The sequence below is a fragment of the Neoroseomonas eburnea genome, from assembly GCF_018129005.1.
Taxonomy (GTDB): Bacteria; Pseudomonadota; Alphaproteobacteria; order Acetobacterales; family Acetobacteraceae; genus Neoroseomonas; species Neoroseomonas eburnea.
In genome coordinates, this window is record NZ_JAAEDL010000055.1 from 1 (window position 1) to 19,795 (window position 19,795).

Below are 19,795 nucleotides of genomic sequence, written 5' to 3' on the forward strand. Positions count from 1 at the left end.
CCTGCCGGCCCTGCCGCTGCGCCATCGCCGGCGCGCTCAGCAGCAGCAGCGCGAGCAGAGCCGCGCCGCCGGATGCGCCGCCACGCGGGGCGAGCACCTCGGTGCGCCGTTCGGCCGACACCGGCGCGACAGGCCGCCGCAGCGCGTCCCGGCGCTCGCGCCGCGCGCGCCACCAGGCGAAGGAGATCTGCGACCGGCCGGTGAAGACGGCACCGACGGTGGTCACGACTTCCAGCAGCGAACGCAGCGGGCGGTCGCGGCGATGCCGGTCCCAGGACAGCCAGGCATCGGCCCGGCCAAAGACGGCGCGCACGATCGTCGCTTCCTCCTCGACATTGGCGGGGCGGAAGACGAGCTGGGCCTCGCCGCGCTCGATCCGCAGGAAGGTGGCGGGAATGGCGAGAAACTCCCGGCCCATCGGCAACTCCAGCACCACCTCCGCATCGGGTTCGAGCGCCAGCGTCTCCGCCAGCACGAGCCCCGCGCCGCCGAGCGAGATGTCGAGGGTGCGCGCATCGATGCGCCGCCCGCCGGGCAGCACGACCATCGCCGGCAGCGCCGCCGCGACGCGGGCCCGGGCGCGCACCTGCCGCCGTTCCCGCCCCGCCGCGACGGAGGCGAGCGCCGGCACGAGACACAGCGTCGCCCAGATGCCGTTGAGCAGATAGGCCTGGCCTTCGAGGCTGCCCCAGGGATGGGCAAGGACGCCGCTGATCCCGGCCATCACGCCGAGGGTCAGCAGCCCGGTCAGCACCAGGCTCGGCCACACGGCGCGCCAGTCGAAATATCCCTCGGGCAGCAGCCCGCCCTTTTCCGTCACGTTGAACTTGCCCTTCTTCGGGTCGAGCAGCGTCGCGATGGTCACCGGCACCAGCCACAGCGCGAGCACCGTCTCGTAGATTTCGGACCAGAAGGAATGCCGCACGCCGCCGGCGACGCGGCTGCCGGTCGCGACGGCGTGGAAGATGTGCGGCCCGGCAAAGGCGATGATGGCGAGCGGCGAGGCGGCGATGACGCTGTAGCCGAGCAGCAGGAAGGCGAGCGGCGCGGTGAGGAAGACCAGGCGCGGGACGGCGAAGAGGAAGTGGAACATGGCGCTGAAGTAGCAGAGCCGCTGCGGCAGGCTCAGGCCGGGGCCGAGCAGCGGGTTGTCCACCCGCATGATCTGCAGCATGCCGCGCGCCCAGCGCATGCGCTGGCCGATATGGATCATCAGCCGTTCCGTCGCGAGGCCGGCGGCGAGCGGCACGCGCAGATAGGCGGTGTTCCAGCCGAGCCGCTGCATCTTCAGCGAGGCGTGGCAGTCCTCCGTCACCGTCTGCGTCGGCACGCCGCCGGCCTCGAGGATCGCCTCCCGCCGCAGCACGGCGCAGGAACCGCAGAAGAAGGTCGCGTTCCACAGGTCGTTGCCGGGCTGCACGAGGCCGTAGAACATCAGGCCTTCGTTCGGCACGTCGCGCCCGTTGGACAGGTTCCGCTCGAAGGGATCGAGCGAATAGAAGTGGTGCGGTGTCTGCAGCATGCCGAGCTTCCGGTCGCGCAGCATCCAGCCCATGGTCATCTGCAGGAAGGCGCGCGTCGGCACGTGGTCGCAGTCGAAGATGGCGATGAACTCGCCATCCGTGTGCTCCATCGCATGGTTGAGGTTGCCGGCCTTGGCCCCCTTGTTGTCGGGGCGGATCATGTAGCCCGCGCCGCATTCCTCTGCGAAGTCGCGGAAGGCCTGCCGCCTGCCGTCGTCGAGGATCCAGACCTTCAGCTTGTCCGCCGGCCAGTCCATCGCCATGGCGGCGAGCACCGTGGGGCGCACAACCTCCAGATCCTCGTTGTAGGTGGGGATGAAGACATCCACCGTCGGCCAGGTGTCGGGATCCGCGGGCATCGGCGCCGGGCGGCGTTCGAGCGGCCAGAGCGTCTGGAAATAGCCGAGCAGCAACGCCAGCACGGCATAGCCTTCTGCCAGCACCAGGCCGATCATGAAGAAGCCCTGCCAGAAGCTCTCCGGCTCCAGCGTGTCGACGATGCGCCAGTGCAGGTAGCGCAGGGATACGAGGCAGGAGAGCGTCGCGAGGATCATCGTCACGCGCCGCGACGCGAAATGGTTCAGCACCAGGAAGACCACGATGCCGCCGAGCGCAAGCATCGCCTGGTCCCGCGGTTCGAGCGGCGTGACGATCACCGCCCAGGCGATGGTCAGCCCGGCGAGGACCAGGCCGGCGCGCACCGCCCATGCCACTGCGCGCGTCATTGCCGCATCCAGGGAAAGAGCGGCGAGGCGACCGGCGCGACCGCAGGCGGCGGCAGGTGCCGCAGCAGCGCGGCTGCGAGGTCGGCGATGTCGCGTGCCGGCTGGCTGCCCGGCGCATGGGCACCGATCGGCTGCTGGCAGGCCAGCGCCTCGGCTACCGCATCGTCGCGGCAGACCGCTCCGGCGAGCCGCGGGCCGAGATGCGCCGCGACGCCTTCCGCCGCCGCGATCGAGAGACGCGAGCCGCGGTCCACCTGGTTCAGCGCCACCAGGAGCTTCGGCCCGTTCAGCGTGCCGAGCGTGCCCTGGCCCAGGAAGCGGCCGCTCTCGATATCGGGCAGCAGGGCGGTGCTCGCCGCGTCGGCGAGCAGCACCGCCAGCACCAGCGCCGCCTGCGGCTGCAGGATCGACAGCGCCACCGAGGCACCCGGCGGCGTGTCCGCGACGACAATGGTCGCGGGGTCGGCGAGCATGGCGCGCACCGGTCCGGCGAGGAGGTCCGGTTCACGTTCGAGCATGGCGGCGGAGGCGAGCGCGCCACGCATGTCCGTCTCGCCGTGCGGCAGCAGGTCGATGCCCGCCGGCGTGCGCCGCAGGCAGGCGCGCCAGTCGGGCCGGTCCGGCAGCCGCGCGAGATAGCCCGCGCCATCGGTGATCGGCAGGCCGAGATGCAGCCGGAGGGCGTTCTGCGGGTCGCTGTCGATCGCGACCACCGTGCGGCCGGCGCGCTTCAGCGCATCGGCGAGGCCCGCGACGATGGACGTCTTGCCGACGCCACCCTTCGGCGAGGCGACGCAGAGAAGAGGCATCGGCTCAGTGCCCCGTCGCGTCGCCGCGGCCCGCCACCGCAAGGCGCAGCGCGGCGAAGGGGCGGGCGGCCTGCGGCAGGGGGTCCTGCGCGGGGCGGCCGGAGGCGCGGGCGAGCGCATCCCCGAGCAGCGGGAAGTGCGGCGCCGCCGCGGCCGGCCGGGCGGGAGCGCGCGGCGCCTCGGCGGCCGGCGGAGCAGCGTCCGGCGGACGCGCCGCGGGCGGCGGCGTGACTTCGACGGCAACCGGCGGCGCCGCTGAGGGTTCGTCAAAGGACGGTGCGGGTGGCGGATCCTCGACCCGCGCGGCGTCGCGTGCCCGCCGCGCGGCGGCCCAGGCCGGCACCTGCTCGAAGCTGCGATAGCGCAGGCCGCGCAGGCCGAGGCGCGAAGCGAGTGCGGCGATGTCGGGATCGCCCGCGCTCACGATACGGCGCCCCGTCCGGGGCTGATACGGCATCCTGCCGTGGCACTCATCGGAGCAGGCTCCTTGCATCGATCATCGCGTCCGCGCCGGCTCACGCCGCGATCCGCGTGCCTGTCGTGTCACAGGCCAGACGAACCAGCAGGGTCAGCGATGCGGAATAGTAGTCCTGGGACTCGTTGACGGTCGGTAACGGGACGGTCGCGCCGGGACCGGCGATGCGCGCGGCGACGAAGGCGGCGATGGCGCGGACGCCGGGCGAGACGGCGTAGTCGGCCGTTCGTCCGGTGACGAGGTCCACCCAGGCGGGTGGGTCCTGCCAGCGCGGATCGCTCCAGAAGGCATGCGCCCCGAGCAGGGCGGGATGGCGGGTTTCGCCAGCCCAGGCGAGCAGCAGGGGCACCCGCACCGCATCGAAGGAGAAGCGCGGCGGCCAGCGTTCCGGCAGGCCGAGCGGGGCATTCGCCCGCACCGGTTGCATCACCCAGTCGGGACTGAGCGCCCAGGCCCCGAAGCGCGCGCGGCGCAGCAGCGCGAGGCCGTCCCGCGCCAGACGATCCCAGCCGGCCCCCGGCGCGGCGCGGTGCAGCGCCGCATAGGCGGGGAGCACGACATAGGAAGGGTTCAGCACGGTGCCCTGTGCCGATTCGAAGCCCGCCACTCCAGGCAGCAGCACGGCCTGCCCATGGAGGTGCCGCTGCGCGAGGCGCAGCACGTCGAGCGCGATCGCCAGGGCCTCGGCGCGATAGGGAGCATGCCGCCAGCGCGCATGGGCCATCAGCAGGCCCCAGGCGATGTAGAGGTCGCCATCCGTCGCGTTGTTCGGGTCGTCCACCGCGGGCACGGCGTTCGGCCGGAAGCGCCAGGCATGCAGGTTGTCCTGCGGGCGCTTGAGGATGCGGCGGGTCCACGCCAGCAAACGGTCGAAGGTCGGCCTGTCATCGAAGCCGGCGGCGAGCATCAACCCCCAGCCCTGGCCCTCGCTGTGGGAGACGTTGTCATTGCCGGTATCGACGACCCGGCCCTCCGGCGCCACGAAGCGGGCGCGGTAGGCCGCCCAGTCAGATGCCATTTCGGCGCGCGCGGCGGCGCCAGGGTGCAGAAGACAGGCGCCCGCCACCAGCGACCGCCGGCAAAGCAATGCATCGGCGGCGCGCGCGGCGCGATGCCGGCGGCAAGCATCGCCGGAGGCGCCAGCCGCCGTCATGTCGCCCATTCCACCGCCACGAATCGGCTCCTCAAACAAATCCCCTGGACACTCTCACGATAGCGAAAGGAATCAGTGTGTCCATTAGTGGCACTCAAGGCGGGCCGCAGCGACAAAATATGGTGTGTGCCGGTGGATTCGCGCCGATATCACGGCTGCGGAGCCGGCCATCCGCCGACGAGGTCCGGGCGCGGAGCCTGGCCCGGCGCCGCGGTGGCGGCCTGCGGGGCGGATCATCGGCACAAGGCATCGCCCGGATCGCCTGACTGCCCAGCCTGTGCCCATCCGAGACGGGAGAATCGGGGCAATCCCGGCCAGACCTGTCCGCACCTGTCCCGACGCGGCGGCGTGAAAGCGGCGGTTTCTCTACAGATGGATGGTAGCGGCGGGCGGACTTGAACCGCCGACCCCGGCATTATGAGTGCCGTGCTCTAACCAGCTGAGCTACGCCGCCATCGAAGCGAGGGCCGCGAGTTAGGCCGCGGCCCGCGTGCTGTCAACCGATCCCGCGGCGCGCAGGAACCCGCCGCCGAGGACACGTTCGCCATCATACATGACGCAGGCCTGGCCGGGGGCGGCGATTCCCGGCGCGTCCAGCCTCACCCGCGCGAGGCCCGCCGCGGCGTCCCAGGCGACGGTCGCTGCCCTCGGCATCTCCCGCGCGCGCAGCTTCACGGCGCAGCGGAAGGGCGTGGCGGGCGGCTCGATCAGCCAGTTGACCTCGGCCGCCTCGGCCTCCGTGGTTTCCAATGCCCTGCGCGGCGCCACCACGATGCGGCGGCGCCCGGGGTCCACCCCGGCGACATACAGCTTCTCCGGCCCGTCCCAGGATGCCGCGCCAAGTCCCCTGCCCTGCCCGACGGTGAAACGCGCGATGCCCTCGTGCGCGCCGAGCACGCGGCCATCGGCGTGCACCACCTCGCCGGGCGCGACGGCGTCCGGGCGCAGCTTCGCCACCAGCGAATCGTAGCGGCCCTCGGGGACGAAGCAGATGTCCTGGCTGTCCGGCTTCTCCGCCACGGCCAGGCCCAGCCGCGCCGCCACCGCCCGCACCGCCGCCTTGTCGGGAAAGCCGCCAAGCGGGAAACGCGCGAACGCCAACTGCTCGCGCGTCGTCGCCGCGAGGAAGTAGGACTGGTCCCGCGCCGGGTCGGCCGCGCGGTGCAGCTCGGCGCCGTCCGGGCCATCCAGGCGGCGGGCATAGTGGCCGGTCGCCAGCGCCTCGCAGCCGAGGTCGCGCGCCAGCGCCACCAGGTCGCGGAACTTCACCGTCTGGTTGCAGCGGATGCACGGCACCGGCGTCTCGCCACGGGCATAGGTCGCGGCGAAGTCGCCGATCACCTCGCGGGAGAAGACCTGCTCCCGGTCCAGCACGTAGTGCGGGATGCCGAGCCGGTCGGCGACGTTGCGCGCATCGTGGATGTCCTGCCCGGCGCAGCAGGCGCCCTTCTTCGCGACCGCCGCACCGTGGTCGTAGAGCTGCAGCGTGGCACCGACGACCTCGTGGCCTTCCTCGGCCAGCAGGCCCGCGACCACGCTGGAATCGACGCCGCCGGACATGGCGACGAGGATCCTCATCGCGCCGCGTCCAGCCCCTGCTGCCAGAAGCGCTGCTCGAGCCGCGCGGCCTCGGCGAAATCCGCCGCAAGCCGGGCGAAGCGCGCCTCGCCGCCATGGGAGACGCCGAGCGCGTCGATCCGCGCCGCCGCGGCCCGCGCCATGGCCTGGTAGTCCTCGGCCCCGTAGGTATCGATCCAGGACTGGTAGGCGTTGTCCTCGACCTGCCGCGCCGGGTCGGCGAGGACGCGCAGCGCCACCTCCCCATAGCCCACCGTGCAGGGCGCGAGCGCCACTTCCAGGTCGAGGATGTCCCCGAACAGCCCGCGGTCGAGCACCCAGCGGGTGTAGGAGACGGTCTCGGCGCTTTCCGGCGTGGCGATGACGTCCGCCTCGGACAGCCCCCACCCGGCGCAGTACTTCAGGTGCAGCTTGGTCTCGTCGAGGATGGCGAGCACCGCCGCGGCCTTGTCGCGCATCGCCTGCAGGCTCTCGCCCTTGACCACCGCCAGCGCCTTGGCGCGGGCGAAGTGGATCAGGAACAGGTAGTCCTGGATCAGGTAGGTGCGGAAGGCCGGCAACGGCAGCGTGCCATCCGACAGGGACTGCACGAAGGGGTGCCAAGTGTACCCGGACCAGGCCTCGGCCGCGGCGGCGCGCAGCCGCCGGAACAGGCCGCCCGGGGCGCCGAAATCCGTCTCCCAGCGCGGGGCCGCCATGTCCATGGCGTCAGCCCCCTGCGTTGCGCGACCCGGCGGGCAGCTTCACCACCAGCCCGTCGAGCTTCTCGGTCATGATGATCTGGCAGCCGAGGCGGCTCGTCTCCTGCAGGTCGAAGGCAAGGTCGAGCATGTCCTCCTCGTCCTCGGTCGGCGAGGCGAGCTTGGCGAACCAGGACGGGTCCACGATGACATGGCAGGTCGAGCAGGCGAGCGAGCCCTCGCAGGCCCCCTCGATATCGACGCCGTGGCGGTGCGCGATCTCCAGCACCGAAAGCCCGAGCGGCGCATCCACTTCCTTGCGCGTCCCGTCCCGCTCGACGAACACCATCTTCGGCATCGCTACTCCGCCGCCCTGCTTGTTCCGGAAATCGCCCTGGACCATGCCTCCGCCAGCAGGGCGGCCGCCTGGTCCACATCGGCGGGCGAGGTAAAGCGTCCGATGCCGATCCGCAAGGTCGCGCGCGCCCGCGCCTCGTCCAGGCCGATCGCCCTGAGCACGTAGGACGGCTCGACCTCCGCCGAGGAGCAGGCCGACCCGGTCGAGACGCAGACCGCCGGCGCGGCCGCCATGATGTCCTGCGCCGAGACCCCGCCGGGGAAGGCGATGCTGGCGTTGCCGGCGACGCGCGGGGCGCCGGGCGCGTTCATCTCCACCCCCGGCACGGCGGCAGCCAGTGCCGCCATGAAGCGGTCCCGCTGCCCGCCGATGCGGCCGGAATCGAGCATTCCCTCGGTGGCGGCGATGCGGCAGGCCTCACCGAAACCGACCACCAGCGGCGCCGGCAGGGTGCCGGATCGCAGCCCCCTCTCCTGCCCGCCGCCCGAGAACAGCGGCGCGATCCGCACCCGCGGCCGGCGGCGGACATAGAGCGCCCCGATCCCCTTGGGCCCGTAGATCTTGTGGCCGGAGAGCGACATCAGGTCGGCGCGGATCTCCTCGACATCGAGCGGGATGCGCCCGGCACCCTGCGCGGCATCGGTGTGGAACAGCGCGCCGGCCGCCTTGGCGATCGCGCCGATCGCGGCAAGGTCCTGGATGACGCCGATCTCGTTGTTCACCGCCATGACGGAGACGAGAAGCGTCCGCTCATCCACCGCCGCGCGCAGCGCGTCGAGGTCGAGCAGCCCGTTGCCGTCGACCGGCAGGATCACCGGCTCGCAGCCTTCCCCGGCCAGCGCCTTGACGCTTTCCAGGACGCATTTGTGCTCGGTCGCCACCGTCACGACGCGCCGCCGCTCGCTGCCCTGCGCCGCGGCGAAGCGGGCGGCCCCCTTGATGGCGAGGTTGTTCGCCTCGGTGGCGCCGGAGGTCAGCACGACCTCCCGCGCGTCGGCGCCGATCAGCGCCGCGACATGGCCGCGCGCCTCCTCCACCGCTTCCTCGGCGGCGCGGCCCATGGCGTGCTCGACGCTGCCGGGATTGGCGAAATTCTCTTCCCACCAGGGGCGCATCGCCGCGAGCACGCGCGGATCGACCGGCGTGGTGGCGTGGCAGTCGAGGTAGATCGGGCGGTTCGGCGCGGGCATTCCGGGAAGATGGTCGCTCACTGGCGCGGGTGGAAGGCACGGCGGCAGCCCGGCTGCCATGCCGCCGTCGCCCGCCCCAAGACGGCAATTGCGATTCATTCGCAATCACTCTACTCCAGGGCGATCCGATCAGGATCGCGCTCATGCCCGTTCGCCGGTTCCTTCCCCACCTTCTCCTCGCGCTGGGCCTCGGCGCCTGCGCCACCGTCCCGAGGGTGCATGTCGACCAGGACCCGACGGCGGATTTCGCGCGCTACCGCACCTTCGGCTGGGCCAGCCCGCTCGGCACCGACAGCTTCGGCTACACGAGCCTGACCACCGAACGCTTCAAGGCCGCCGTCGAGCGCGAAATGACCGCGCGCGGCTACGTGATGGCGCCGAACCCGGACCTGCTGGTGAACTTCAGCGGCCGGCTCCGCGAACGCACGCGGGTCGAGACCATGCCGGCGCCGCCCATCGGGTACTACGGCTATCGCTTCTATGGCGCCTGGCCCGCCTATGCCTTCGGCGCCACCACCTATGTCGACCAGTACACCGAGGGCACGCTGAACGTGGACCTCGTGGACCGGGCGCGGAATGCCCTGGTCTGGGAAGGCGTCGCGGTGGGGCGCGTCACGCAGGCGGATCGCGAACACGCCGCCGAGCGCATCGCCGCGGCGGTGGCCGCGGTCTTCGCACGCTTCCCCTACCGGGCACCGGCTGCGCCGCAGCGGTAGCGGAACCGCGGATTGAGCGGCCTTCGCCCCCTCAAGCTCCCCCGGCAGTGGACACGGTCCCCTGCACCCGCGGTCACTCGAAGTATCGGTTTCCAAAGGCCTTAAGCCTTTGGCGGGGTGAGTTTGAGAGGGGCGGAGCCCCTCTCAAGACCCGTGCGGCGATCCTGGTGCCCGGCCAAGCCGCGCCCGCATCCCCGTCCAGGCGGCAACGAAGCGCTCCGCCGCATCCTCCGGCGCATTCCACGGCAGGGAGACGCGGATCGCGCAGGCCGCATCCGGCCCGAGCCCCATCGCCGCCAGCACATGGCTCGCCCCCACCTTGCCGGAGGAACAGGCCGCACCGGCGGAGACCGAGACGCCGGCGAGATCCAGCGCGATCACCTGCGTCTCCGCCGGCACGCCCGGCAGCAGGATGGAGGTGGTGTTGGGCAGGCGCGGCGCCTCGCGGCCCGGGAAGCGGGCCTCCGGCGCGATGGCGGCGATGCCGGCCTCGATCGCATCGCGCAGCGAGGCCAGCCGGGCGGCGGCGGCCGGCAGGGCGGCCTCGGCCGCCGCGGCCAGGCCGGCGATGGCCGGCAGCGGCTCCGTCCCGCCGCGCCGTCCGCGTTCCTGGCCGCCGCCGCCGACCAGCGGCATCAGGTCGAGCCCCGGCCGCAGCAGCAGCGCGCCGCCACCCTTGGGCCCGCCCATCTTGTGCCCCGACAGCGCCAGGCTGTCCGCCGGAGCGAGGACGACGGGCAGCCGGCCGGCGGCCTGCACGGCATCGACATGCAGCAGGGCGCCGTGGCGGCGGCAGGCCTCGGCCGCCTCGGCAAGGGGGTGGACCACGCCGGTCTCGTTGTTCGCCGCCATCAGGCAGACCAGGGCGGGGCCGCCCTCCGCCAGCGCCGCCTCCAGGGCGAGGAGGTCGATGGTGCCGTCCGGGCGAACCGGCACTGCCCTGGCCTCCGGTGCGGCGCGCAGCACGGCGGGGTGTTCGGTGGCGCCGACCAGCACGCGGCGCCCGGTGGAGAGGCCGCGAATGGCCAGCGCATTCGCCTCCGTCCCGCCGGCGGTGAAGACGACATCCTGCGGCCGCGCGCCGAATCGGGCGGCAAGGCCTGCCCGCGCATCCTCGAGCACCCGCCTTGCGGCCCGCCCCTCGGCATGGACCGAAGACGGGTTGCCCGCCAGGTCGAGCGCCGCGAGCGCCGCCACCCGCGCCTGCGGGCGCAGCGGCTCGGTGGCGTTGGCATCGAGGCCGAGGCGCGCCGTCATGCCCGGGCGGGGCGTGCCGCCTCCCGTCCCGCGGGTGGGCGGGCGCGGCCGCTCACCTTGCCTTCCACCACATCCGCCAGCGACAGGCCGCCAAGGAACAGCCGGATCTGGTCGCCGAGCTCGGCCCAGAGGTCGTGGGTCACGCAGCGTTCGCCGGCAAGGCAGCCTGGCCCGCCTTCCTCGCAGCGCGTCGCGACGATGGGTTCGTCGGCGGCCTCGACCACCGCAGAGATCGGGATCTCGGCGGCCGGGCGGGCGAGGCGGTAGCCGCCCCCCGGGCCGCGCGCCGACGCGACCAGCCCCGCCCTGCGCAGGCGGCCGAAGAGCTGTTCCAGATAGGCGACGGAGAGGTGCTGCGCGGCGGCGATCTCGTTCAGCGTGACCGGACGTCCACCGATGCAGCCTTCCGCGCGGCCCTCGCGGGCGGCCATCTCGACCATTGCCATGACGGCGTAGCGACCGCGTGTGGACAAGCGCATGACGCGGCTACTCCGCTGATCTCGCAACCCTGGTCATCACGGCGCACATGGGGAGCATGTCGTGATTCTGTTATGAAAACCGGACCCGGCTACGTATAGTGCCGGCGCTCCGGGACACGGGAACCTCCCCCGGGGCATCATGGAATGCGACGTCCTTCATTGTCGGCGTACTGCGCAAGCCGCATCGCCGGTGATGCGCTGCGATGCTAAGATTTCCGACCGGCGCGGTCAAGAAATGCGCCGGGCGGATGGCATTCCCTGAAGGGGCGCCCCCTGCGCCCGCGGTGCGAGGTTCCCCAAACATGCGGCAGGCCGCCGCTCGTCCTGACCCAGGCCCTTCGGGGCGGGTCGGGTCGGTGGGGCCTGCGGCAGAGCGCATTGGACTGAACGCACGATGCCCGAGGTCATGTTCGCCGGGCCGGATGGCCGGCTCGAGGGACGATACCATCACTCGAAGCGCCCCAATGCCCCGGTGGCCCTGATCCTCCACCCCCACCCGCTGCACGGCGGGACCATGAACAACCGGGTCACCTATTCGCTGTACCAGCGGTACCAGGCGATGGGCTTCTCGGTTCTTCGCTTCAACTATCGCGGTGTGGGCCGCAGCCAGGGCCGCTACGACGGCGGCATCGGGGAAGTGGCGGATGCCTGTTCGGGGCTGGATTTCCTGCAGGCGGTGAACCCGAACGCCTCCATGCTGTGGGTGGCCGGCTATTCCTTCGGCGCCTATGTCGGCATGCAGGTGCTGATGCGGCGGCCGGAGATGGGCGGCTTCGTGTCCATCAGCGCGCCGGCGAGCCACTACGATTTCGGCTTCCTCGCCCCCTGCCCGTGCAGCGGGCTGATCTTCCACGGTGCGGACGACGAGCTGGTGCCCGAGCCCTCCGTGCGGAAGCTGGTGGACAAGCTGAACACCCAGAAGGGCATCACCATCGACTACCGGGTGATGCCTGGCGCCGGCCATGTCTTCACGCCGGAGCAGACGGAAAAGGTCGTGGATGCGGCCGAGGACCACGTCATGGGCGTGCTCAACCGCAGCCGGATGGCGCTCGCGGCCGACTGAGCCGCTTTCGCCGCCGCCGATTGCTTCAAGGCAAGGGGCCGCCGGACCAACCGGCGGCCCTTCGCATGTCGGGCAACCTCGCGACCCTGCCGGGGCCGGTTGCACCGCTGGGGAACCTTAAATGTAACATTGCCGCGAATGCGGCCGGTGCGCATTGATCTGAGTCACACCCCTAGCCGTCGCGGCAGCCTGCCGCGGCGGACCTCGCCCGTTTTTTCCGATGTCGAACTGATATCGCCGGGCAAGCGCGGGGCCCGGCGGCCTGCGGCGCGATCGGCCCGCTCCTCCCCCCCTTTGCTGCCGACGCCCGACCGTGCATCGTCGAGGCAACGATCCCTCCGGAGGAAACGACCGAATGACCGCCACCCGTCGCGGCGTCCTCGCCGCAGCGCTCGCCGTGCCTGCGATCGCCCGCGCACAGGGGTCCGGCTGGCGGCCGGACCGGCAGATCACCATGATCGTCGCCTTCGCCCCCGGCGGCGGGACCGACGCTGCCGCGCGCACCATCGCCCGCTTCATGGAAAAGGACCTCGGCCAGCCCGTGGTGGTGCTGAACCGCCCCGGCGCCGGCGGGGAGATCGGCTTCTCGGAACTCGCCCGCGCACGGCCCGACGGCTACACGATCGGCTTCATCAACACGCCGACCATCGTCACCATCCCGATCGAGCGGCGGGCGAGGTTCAAGCTCGACGACTTCGCCCTGATCGCCAACATCGTGGACGATCCCGGCGGCATCTGGGTGCTGAACGACAGCCCGATCCGGGACTTCGCGGGGCTGCTCGCCGCCGCGCGCGCGCAGCCGGGCACCATCGGCTACGGAACGACCGGCATCGGCTCCGACGACCACCTGGCGGTGCTCGCGATCGAGCGGGCGACCGGCACGAAGTTCCTGCACATCCCCTTCGCCGGATCCTCGCAGGTGAAGCAGAACCTGCTCTCCCGCGCCATCCCGCTGGCCGTGATGAACATGGCCGAGGGCATCGCCGAATGGCGCCAGGGCGTGATCCGGCCGATCGCGCAGATGGGAGCCACACGGTGGGACGTGGCGGCCGAGGTGCCGACGCTGAAGGAGCTCGGCGTCGACGTCGTCGAAGGGTCCATGCGCGGCATGGCCGCTCCGGCCGGCATGGCGCCGGAGGTGATGGCGCGGCTGGCGCTGTCGGTGCGCCGGACGGTCGACGACCCCGAGTTCCAGCGCCTCGCCGCGCAGCAGAACCTGCCGCTGCGCTTCCTCGACCCCGACGCCTACCGCACGGAGCTGGTGGCGCTGCGGACGCGCTACGAGGCGCTCTGGGCGCAGCATCCCTGGCGGGAGTGAGCCATGGCCTTCCGCGGCGTCTGGCCCATCCTCTACGCCTTCTTCGACGAGCATGAGCGGCTCGACCGCGCCGCCATGCGGGCGCAGGTCGAGGCCTGCATCCGCGGCGGCGCGCACGGCATCGCCGTGCTCGGCCTGGTGACGGAGTTCCACAAGCTGACGCTGGCGGAACGCCGCACGATCATCGACTGGGTGCTGGAGGACGTCGCCGGCCGCCTGCCCGTCGCCGTGACGGTGAACGAGGCGGGCGTCGCCGCCGCGCTGGAGGTGGCGCGTGCCGCCGAGGCCGCCGGCGCCGCCTGGCTGATCCTGCAGCCGCCGCAGATCGCGGGTATGAACGAGGCCGCGCTGGTGCGCTTCATGGGCGCGCTGGCGGAGGGCGTGACCATCCCCTGCGGGCCGCAGAACAACCCCTCGATGATGGATGTCGCGCTGTCCGCTTCCGCGCTGCGCACCCTGAACCGCGCCCTCCCGCATTTCCGCATGATGAAGGGCGAAGGGCCGATCCTCTACGTGAAGCGCCTGATGGAGGAGACGGACGGCGCCTTCGCGATCTTCAACGGCCTGGCAGGGCTGGAACTGACCGACACCCACCGCATCGGCTGCGCCGGGATGATCCCCGCACCCGACGTCGCCGACGTGCAGGCGCGGGTATGGGACCTGATGGAGGCCGGCGACGAGGCGGCGGCCGAGGCGCTGCACCGTTCCGTGCTGCCGCTGGCGACCTTCATGATGATGCCGCGCACGGCGGAGCACTTCGCGGCCTACGGCAAGCCGTTCTTCGCCGGGCGCGCGGGGATCGCGGCCGTGCATGGCCGGCGGCCCTGCGTGGAGCCGCATCCGCTGGGGGCGGAGATCCTCGCAAGGCTGGGGCGGGGGTTGCCGTCGCTCACAGGCTGAGGAAGGTCGGGGGAGGGGAACCTCCCCCGATCCCCCTCCCTTCTTTGTGCTTTGGGAACCGACCCCCGAAGTCAGCTCCCAGGTGACAAGGAAGGTTGAGGGGGGGACCGGGGGGAGAAGTTCCCTTCTCCCCCCGGCCTTCACCCTTTCAGCGCGATCAGGTCGGCAATGTTCGCCGGCGTGATCAGCCCCGCGAGCCGCCCATCCACCTCCACCGCCACCGCCGGCGCGCCGCCTTCGCGCGACAACGCCTGCAGCGCGTCCGTCAGAGGCACCCGCCGCCCGACGCGCGGGACATCCTTCATGGCATCCGCCACCGGCGTCCCCGGCCCCGCCTGTCGCAGCGCGAGGATGATGGCATCGCGCGTCAGCATCCCCATCAGCCGGCCCGTCCCGTCCACCACCGGGAAATCCTGCTGCGGCGTGCGCAGCAGCGCCTCGGCGGCGGTGCCGACATCGGCCTCGGGCGGCAGCGCCTCGAAGCGGGTTTCCATCGCGTCCTCGGCGCGCAGGTCGCGGGTGGCGGTGCGCAGGTCCTCCTCGGCCGCCTCCCCCGCCGCGCCGAGATAGACGAAGAGCGCGATGAAGATCAGCAGCGGCGCGCCGAACAGCCCGAGCAGGCCGAGCACGAAGGCCAAGCCCTGCCCGATCCGTGCCGCGGTCCGCGTCGCCTCGCGGTGCCCCATCCGGAAGGCGAGCACCGCGCGCAGCACCCGCCCGCCATCCATCGGGAAGGCCGGGATCAGGTTGAACAGCACCAGGAAGGCGTTGACCCAGAAGAGCCGCGGCAGGAAGCCGGCGCGCGGGTCCTCGACCGTCAGCCCCTCCAGCGCCGAAGGGATGCCGCCCAGGATCGCCGCCAGCGCCAGGCAGATCGCCACGTTCACCGCCGGGCCGGCGACGGCGATGGCGATCTCCCGCCAGGGTTCCTCCGGGATATGGTCGAGCCGCGCCATGCCGCCGATCGGCAGCAGGGTGATGTCGGGCGTGGCGATGCCGTAGCGCGCGGCGGCGGCGGCGTGGCCGAGCTCGTGCAGCACCACGCAGGCGAAGACCAGGCTGATGAAGGCGATGCCGGCAAGCGCGTCGGGCAGCCCGCCCCGCGTCGCGTGTATCGCCCCGATCCAGGCGAGCAGCAGGAAGAAGGTGACGTGGATGCGGATGACGGTGCCGCGCACCGTGCCGATGGGAAAGGACCAGCCCATGCCTTGCTCCTGCCGCGTGCCGGGGCGCTGCCGTGTGGTCAGGCGCGCCGGTCGCCTGGCTCCATCCTCGCACGCGTCGCGGCGTCGAGCATCGTGCGGATCAGCGCGAGCAGCGGATGGGCGTCGGTCCGCGCGCGCCCGTAGCCGAGGTTGAAGCCGTAGTCGAAGCCCGGCGCATTGGCGCCCTGGCTGTGCTGGAGGATGGTTTCGAGCTTGTCGAAGCCCTTGGCGAGCACGGCCTCGGGCGTGAGCCCGGCTTCGTACTCGTCGGCGAGGTCGCGGATCTCGGCCCGCAATTCGGGCGCCAGGCCGGACGTCAGCCGTTCGAGGTCGGCGCGCTCGCGGGCGGCGCGGCCATCGCCGTCGGCCTGGAGCACAGCCGGGACGTCGCCGCCGAGCGCCTCCCCCAGATCATGGACGATGCAGATCCGCAGCAGCCGGCCGAGGTCGATGCCGGGCAGGTCGCCGGCGAAGACCACAGCCATCAGGCAGAGCCGCCAGGAATGTTCGGCCGTGCTTTCCTGCCTGCCGGAGGAGGTGCGGCCGCTGCGCAGCACGTCCTTCAGCCGCTCTGCCTCCCGCAGGAAGGCGAGCGTGCCGGCGATCCGGTCGGGGTCCATACCGGTGCGCGTCAGAGCAGCGAACCGACAATGCGCCCGCCCCGCAGCGGCCGCGGCGCGCCCGTGGTGCCGGGGAAGGTAATGGGCAGCCCGCCTGCGACTCGCGCTGCCAGCAACCCGAAGGCCTGCGCTTCCAGCGCATCGCCGTCCCAGCCGGCGACTTCGACCGGGCGGACGGGTTCCTCCAGCGCGCCCTGGAGAGCCTTCATGATCGCCGGGTTGCGCCGCCCGCCCCCGGCGACCAGCCATTGCAGCGGCGGTTCCGGGAACAGCCGCGCGGCAGCGGCCACGCAGACCGCGCAGAAGGCGCACAGCGTCGCCGCGCCGTCCGCGGCGGACAGCTCCGCCGCGCCCGCCTCCTTCAGCGCCCGGTCGAAATCCAGCCGGTCGAGCGATTTCGGCGGCGGCGCGGTCAGGTACGGGTGCGCCATCAGCCGCCCGAGCACCGCGCCATCCGCCTGCCCCGCCAGCGCCAGCCTGCCGGCGGCGTCGTAGTCCTTGCCGGTGTGCTGCCGCGCCCAGTCGTCCAGCGGGCCGTTCGCCGGGCCGGTGTCGAAGGCCAGCATCTCCCCTTCCGGCCCCAGCCAGGTGACGTTGCCGACGCCACCGAGGTTCAGGATCGCCAACGGCTTCGGCAGCGGCGCCGACAGCGCGCGGTGGAACACCGGCACCAGCGGCGCCCCCTGCCCGCCCGCCGCGACATCGGCCGAGCGGAAATCATAGGCGACCGTCATCCCCGTCCGGCGCGCGAGCGAGACCGCATCGCCCACCTGCCAGGTGAAGGGGGTGAAGTTCCGCCCCGCCACCGGTGGACGGTGCAGGATGGTCTGGCCGTGGAAGCCGATCAGGTCGGCCTCCAGCCCCAGCGCCTCGACCGCCTCCGCATGGCGGTCGGTCAGGCGGCGCACGGCGTCCCGCAACTCCGGATCGTCCTCGGCCAGCGTCTCGGCGCGGTCAAGCAGGCCGCGCAGCAGGCGGCGCAGGGCGGGATCGTAAGGCAGGGTCAGCCGCGGGCCGAGCCGCCCGATCACCTCCCCGTCCGTCTCCAGGTACGCGGCGTCCACCCCGTCGAGCGAGGTGCCGCTCATCAGCCCGATGGTTCTCAGCATCCTGAGGACGTGCTAGCCCCCCAGGCCTTCCGGCGAAAGCCCCCGGGAGAGCCCCCAGTGCCCGTGCCTGGCTGCCGGCGCCGCCCGCGATGCGGCGGACCCAGGCCCGGCGCAGAGACGGACGAGAACCAAGGCGAGACGATGAGCGGCCCGACGAGCGACTTCCTGCGCATTGCCAAGGAACGCGGCTACATCCACCAGACCTCGGACGAGGCGGAGCTGGATGCCGCGCTGCGGAAGGGTGGGCTCGTCGCCTATATCGGCTACGATTGCACGGCGGACAGCCTGCATGTCGGCCACCTGCTGCCGACCATGCTGCTGCGCCTGCTGCAGAAGACCGGCGGGCGGCCGATCGCGCTGATCGGCGGCGGGACGACCAAGGTGGGCGATCCCTCCGGCAAGGACGAGGCGCGCCAGCTCCTGACGGAAGAGGTCATCGAGACCAACAAGGCCGGCATCCGCCGCACCTTCGAGGCGCTGCTGGACTTCGACGCCGGCGCGATGATGCTCGACAACGCCGAATGGCTCGACGAGCTGCGCTACATCCCCTTCCTGCGCGACGTGGGCCGGCACTTCAGCGTCAACCGCATGCTGACCATGGACAGCGTGAAGCTGCGGCTGGAACGCGAGCATTCGCTGTCCTTCCTCGAATTCAACTACATGCTCCTCCAATCCTACGACTTCCTGGAACTGTACCGCCGCCACGGCGCCGTGCTGCAGATGGGCGGGTCCGACCAGTGGGGGAACATCGTCATGGGCGCGGAACTGATCCGCCGCATGGAAGGCGGCCACGCGCATGTGCTGACGACGCCGCTGCTGACCACCGCCTCGGGCGCCAAGATGGGCAAGACGGCGGCGGGGGCCGTGTGGCTGAACCCGGACCGGCTGAGCCCGTACGACTACTGGCAGTTCTGGCGGAACACCGAGGATGCGGATGTCGGCCGCTTCCTCGCGCTGTTCACCGAACTGCCGATGGACGAGGTGCGCCGTCTCGGCGCGCTGCAGGGTGCCGAGGTGAACGAGGCGAAGAAGGTGCTGGCGACGGAGGCCACCGCGCTGCTGCACGGCCGCGCCGCAGCGGAGGCCGCTGCCGAGACCGCCCGCAGGGCCTTCGAGGAAGGCCAGGCCGCCGAGACCCTGCCGACCATCACCGCGGCGCTGCCCGCGCATTTCGTGGACCTGGCGGTGCAGGCGGGACTTGCGGCGTCCAAGGGAGAGGCGCGCCGGCTCATCGCGCAGAACGGCCTCAGGCTGAACGACGCCGTGGTGACGGATGCCTTGTTGAGCGTGACCGCGAACGACCTGCGGGACGGCGCCGCGAAGCTCTCCGCAGGCCGCAAGCGCCACGTCCTGGTGCGGGTGGGCTGACCGGCCGGCGGCGTCGCCGGGGCGGTCGGCCTTCGCATCGGCTCGTTGGAAACCGCTCCGGGCTCCCGTGGTCCGAGGCGGCCACCCACGCCCGACCAGGCGGGTCCGCCAGGTCCGGTGCCGCCGCGGCGTGGCATCAGCGCCAGGAGGCGACAGTGGGTGCTTCCGGCGGCCCCGCGACGGCTCGGTTCAGGAAGTTGCGCAGCTCGGGGCTGAGATCGCCCGCGGCCGCCGCGCGGCGTTCGTCGTAATACTGCGCGATCGGCTCCGCGCCGTGCCTCAGCACCATGATCCCCGGTGAGAGGCCCGCATCCAGGCGGCACTCGGCGACCGGATGGGGACGGTCGAGCAGGCTGATCTCCGAGGTGAAGGTGCGCAGCACCAACACCCGGGTGACGCAGCGATGCTCGATCTCGGCCCGGATCTCGCCCGGCGACCAGGCCACGATCCGGTAGGTAAGGAGATCGCTCGCCAGGCTGCCGCCCGTCTCGGCGTCGCGCAGCACCACGCGCGCCGCGGCCTCCACGCATTGCGACTGCGGGCGGGAGCAGGTGAGATGCGAACGATTCACCGGATGCTCGGCCTGCCCGTCGAGAACGGTCCAGGTGCCCGAGGCGATGAGGTGGTTTTCCCCGCTGACCATCATCATCGGACCCGCGGTGATGCGCGATTCCGAGAGGATGTTGCGGACGCGCAGCAGCCGCTCCCCCTGCGCGAGCGTCAGCGTGCCGTTCGGCTCCGCGCCGATCTGGCGCTGATAGGACCGCACCGCCTCGCGGAAGGGCCTCTCCTGCATGGGCCGCAATTCGGCGCTGCTGTAGCCGAGTTGGCGGAGGTTCCGCTCGACCAGGTAGCGGAACATGGTCACCCCCGCCGCGGGATGCGGGTTCAGGGCCGCCATCACCGAGAAGTAGCCGAGCCCGTCGCGTTCCGCATCGGTCATCGCCTCGATCGCCTGGCGGCTCACGCCCTCGGTGGCCTGGGGCGTGCGCCGCGCGGCCGGCGACTGCTGGATCGCGGCCATGGCGTGTTGCGGGGCGGCGGCCTGTGCCGGCCGCGCGGTCACGGCAGGCGGAGGCATGGGTGAGGTGGGGGCGACCGCCGAGGCCATGGCCGGGGCGGCAGCAGGTGGAGCGGGCCGCGCCGGGGTGACGGCCGGCGGCGGAGCGTCCGGTGGCGATGGCGCGACGGAAGGCGCCGGCGCGGCGGCCGGAACCGGGGCCGCGACAGCCGCCTGCGGCGCGGAAGGCGCCGGAACCGCGGCCGGAG

The 19,795-nt window shown here is 72.2% G+C and carries 20 protein-coding genes and 1 tRNA gene; 6 read left to right on the forward strand and 15 right to left on the reverse strand.

Going from position 1 to position 19,795, the window contains the following annotated elements; genetic code table 11:
* From bcsA to GXW74_RS26760, 9 genes are all read right to left on the reverse strand, one after another.
* The coding region (gene bcsA, locus GXW74_RS26720) for a UDP-forming cellulose synthase catalytic subunit (RefSeq protein WP_211849850.1) at positions 1-2,248 on the reverse strand (2,248 nt) is incomplete at its 3' end.
* A complete protein-coding gene (locus GXW74_RS26725) occupies positions 2,245-3,057 on the reverse strand; it encodes a cellulose synthase operon protein YhjQ/BcsQ (protein ID WP_211849851.1) in 813 nt (270 codons plus the stop codon). The genes GXW74_RS26725 and bcsA, both read right to left, overlap by 4 nt.
* Before the next feature lie 4 nt (positions 3,058-3,061).
* Entirely contained in the window at positions 3,062-3,481 is a 420-nt protein-coding gene (locus tag GXW74_RS26730) for a hypothetical protein (protein WP_211849852.1), read from the reverse strand.
* 91 nt (positions 3,482-3,572) lie between these two features.
* The gene (locus GXW74_RS26735) at positions 3,573-4,685 is read right to left on the reverse strand and encodes a glycosyl hydrolase family 8 (protein WP_211849853.1); all 1,113 of its coding nucleotides are present in this window, start codon (positions 4,683-4,685) and stop codon (positions 3,573-3,575) included.
* 377 nt (positions 4,686-5,062) lie between these two features.
* Positions 5,063-5,139 (reverse strand) — tRNA-Met (locus GXW74_RS26740).
* A gap of 20 nt (positions 5,140-5,159) precedes the next feature.
* Positions 5,160-6,263, reverse strand: coding sequence for a tRNA 2-thiouridine(34) synthase MnmA (gene mnmA / locus GXW74_RS26745; RefSeq protein ID WP_211849855.1), 1,104 nt, complete (start codon positions 6,261-6,263; stop codon positions 5,160-5,162).
* Entirely contained in the window at positions 6,260-6,967 is a 708-nt protein-coding gene (locus GXW74_RS26750) for a TenA family protein (protein WP_246524228.1), read from the reverse strand. Before GXW74_RS26750 ends, mnmA begins: the two co-directional genes overlap by 4 nt.
* Before the next feature lie 4 nt (positions 6,968-6,971).
* Entirely contained in the window at positions 6,972-7,301 is a 330-nt protein-coding gene (locus GXW74_RS26755) for a ferredoxin family 2Fe-2S iron-sulfur cluster binding protein (RefSeq protein ID WP_211849857.1), read from the reverse strand.
* A 2-nt stretch (positions 7,302-7,303) separates the two neighbouring features.
* Positions 7,304-8,491, reverse strand: coding sequence for a cysteine desulfurase family protein (locus GXW74_RS26760; RefSeq protein ID WP_211849859.1), 1,188 nt, complete (start codon positions 8,489-8,491; stop codon positions 7,304-7,306).
* Positions 8,492-8,634: 143 nt separating this feature from the next.
* Here GXW74_RS26760 and GXW74_RS26765 point away from each other — a divergent pair, with 143 nt between their 5' ends.
* Positions 8,635-9,207, forward strand: coding sequence for a DUF4136 domain-containing protein (locus GXW74_RS26765; protein ID WP_211849861.1), 573 nt, complete (start codon positions 8,635-8,637; stop codon positions 9,205-9,207).
* Positions 9,208-9,351: 144 nt separating this feature from the next.
* Here GXW74_RS26765 and GXW74_RS26770 read toward each other — a convergent pair whose 3' ends face one another.
* Positions 9,352-10,464: a cysteine desulfurase family protein gene (locus GXW74_RS26770; RefSeq protein ID WP_211849863.1), complete on the reverse strand. Its 1,113-nt coding sequence runs from the start codon at positions 10,462-10,464 to the stop codon at positions 9,352-9,354.
* Positions 10,461-10,943: an Rrf2 family transcriptional regulator gene (locus GXW74_RS26775; RefSeq protein ID WP_211849865.1), complete on the reverse strand. Its 483-nt coding sequence runs from the start codon at positions 10,941-10,943 to the stop codon at positions 10,461-10,463. Before GXW74_RS26775 ends, GXW74_RS26770 begins: the two co-directional genes overlap by 4 nt.
* Positions 10,944-11,337: 394 nt before the next feature.
* On the opposite strand from GXW74_RS26775, the gene GXW74_RS26780 reads away from it, so the two are divergent.
* From GXW74_RS26780 to GXW74_RS26790, 3 genes are all read left to right on the forward strand, one after another.
* Positions 11,338-12,006 carry an alpha/beta hydrolase gene (locus tag GXW74_RS26780; RefSeq protein WP_211849866.1) on the forward strand — a complete coding sequence of 223 codons (669 nt, stop codon included), beginning with the start codon at positions 11,338-11,340 and terminating at the stop codon, positions 12,004-12,006.
* A 355-nt stretch (positions 12,007-12,361) separates the two neighbouring features.
* Entirely contained in the window at positions 12,362-13,324 is a 963-nt protein-coding gene (locus tag GXW74_RS26785) for a tripartite tricarboxylate transporter substrate binding protein (protein ID WP_211849868.1), read from the forward strand.
* A gap of 3 nt (positions 13,325-13,327) precedes the next feature.
* Positions 13,328-14,224, forward strand: coding sequence for a dihydrodipicolinate synthase family protein (locus GXW74_RS26790; protein WP_211849870.1), 897 nt, complete (start codon positions 13,328-13,330; stop codon positions 14,222-14,224).
* A gap of 140 nt (positions 14,225-14,364) precedes the next feature.
* Here the strand turns inward: GXW74_RS26790 and GXW74_RS26795 are convergent, their stop codons facing one another.
* The 3 genes from GXW74_RS26795 to GXW74_RS26805 are packed head-to-tail and all read right to left on the reverse strand — an operon-like array spanning position 14,365 to position 17,155.
* Positions 14,365-15,429, reverse strand: a complete 1,065-nt coding sequence (locus GXW74_RS26795) for a site-2 protease family protein (RefSeq protein WP_211849871.1) — start codon at positions 15,427-15,429, stop codon at positions 14,365-14,367.
* A 38-nt stretch (positions 15,430-15,467) separates the two neighbouring features.
* Positions 15,468-16,049, reverse strand: coding sequence for an HD domain-containing protein (locus GXW74_RS26800; protein WP_211849872.1), 582 nt, complete (start codon positions 16,047-16,049; stop codon positions 15,468-15,470).
* 11 nt (positions 16,050-16,060) lie between these two features.
* A complete protein-coding gene (locus GXW74_RS26805; protein WP_211849881.1) occupies positions 16,061-17,155 on the reverse strand; it encodes an anhydro-N-acetylmuramic acid kinase in 1,095 nt (364 codons plus the stop codon).
* Positions 17,156-17,299: 144 nt separating this feature from the next.
* Between GXW74_RS26805 and tyrS the strand changes: the two genes are divergently transcribed.
* Positions 17,300-18,526 carry a tyrosine--tRNA ligase gene (gene tyrS, locus GXW74_RS26810; protein WP_211849874.1) on the forward strand — a complete coding sequence of 409 codons (1,227 nt, stop codon included), beginning with the start codon at positions 17,300-17,302 and terminating at the stop codon, positions 18,524-18,526.
* A 136-nt stretch (positions 18,527-18,662) separates the two neighbouring features.
* Here the strand turns inward: tyrS and GXW74_RS26815 are convergent, their stop codons facing one another.
* Complete coding sequence (locus GXW74_RS26815; RefSeq protein ID WP_211849875.1) at positions 18,663-19,550, reverse strand: hypothetical protein; 888 nt, start codon at positions 19,548-19,550, stop codon at positions 18,663-18,665.
* A gap of 55 nt (positions 19,551-19,605) precedes the next feature.
* Between GXW74_RS26815 and GXW74_RS26820 the strand changes: the two genes are divergently transcribed.
* A partial coding sequence (locus tag GXW74_RS26820) for a hypothetical protein (protein WP_211849877.1) occupies positions 19,606-19,795 on the forward strand: 190 nt, incomplete at its 3' end.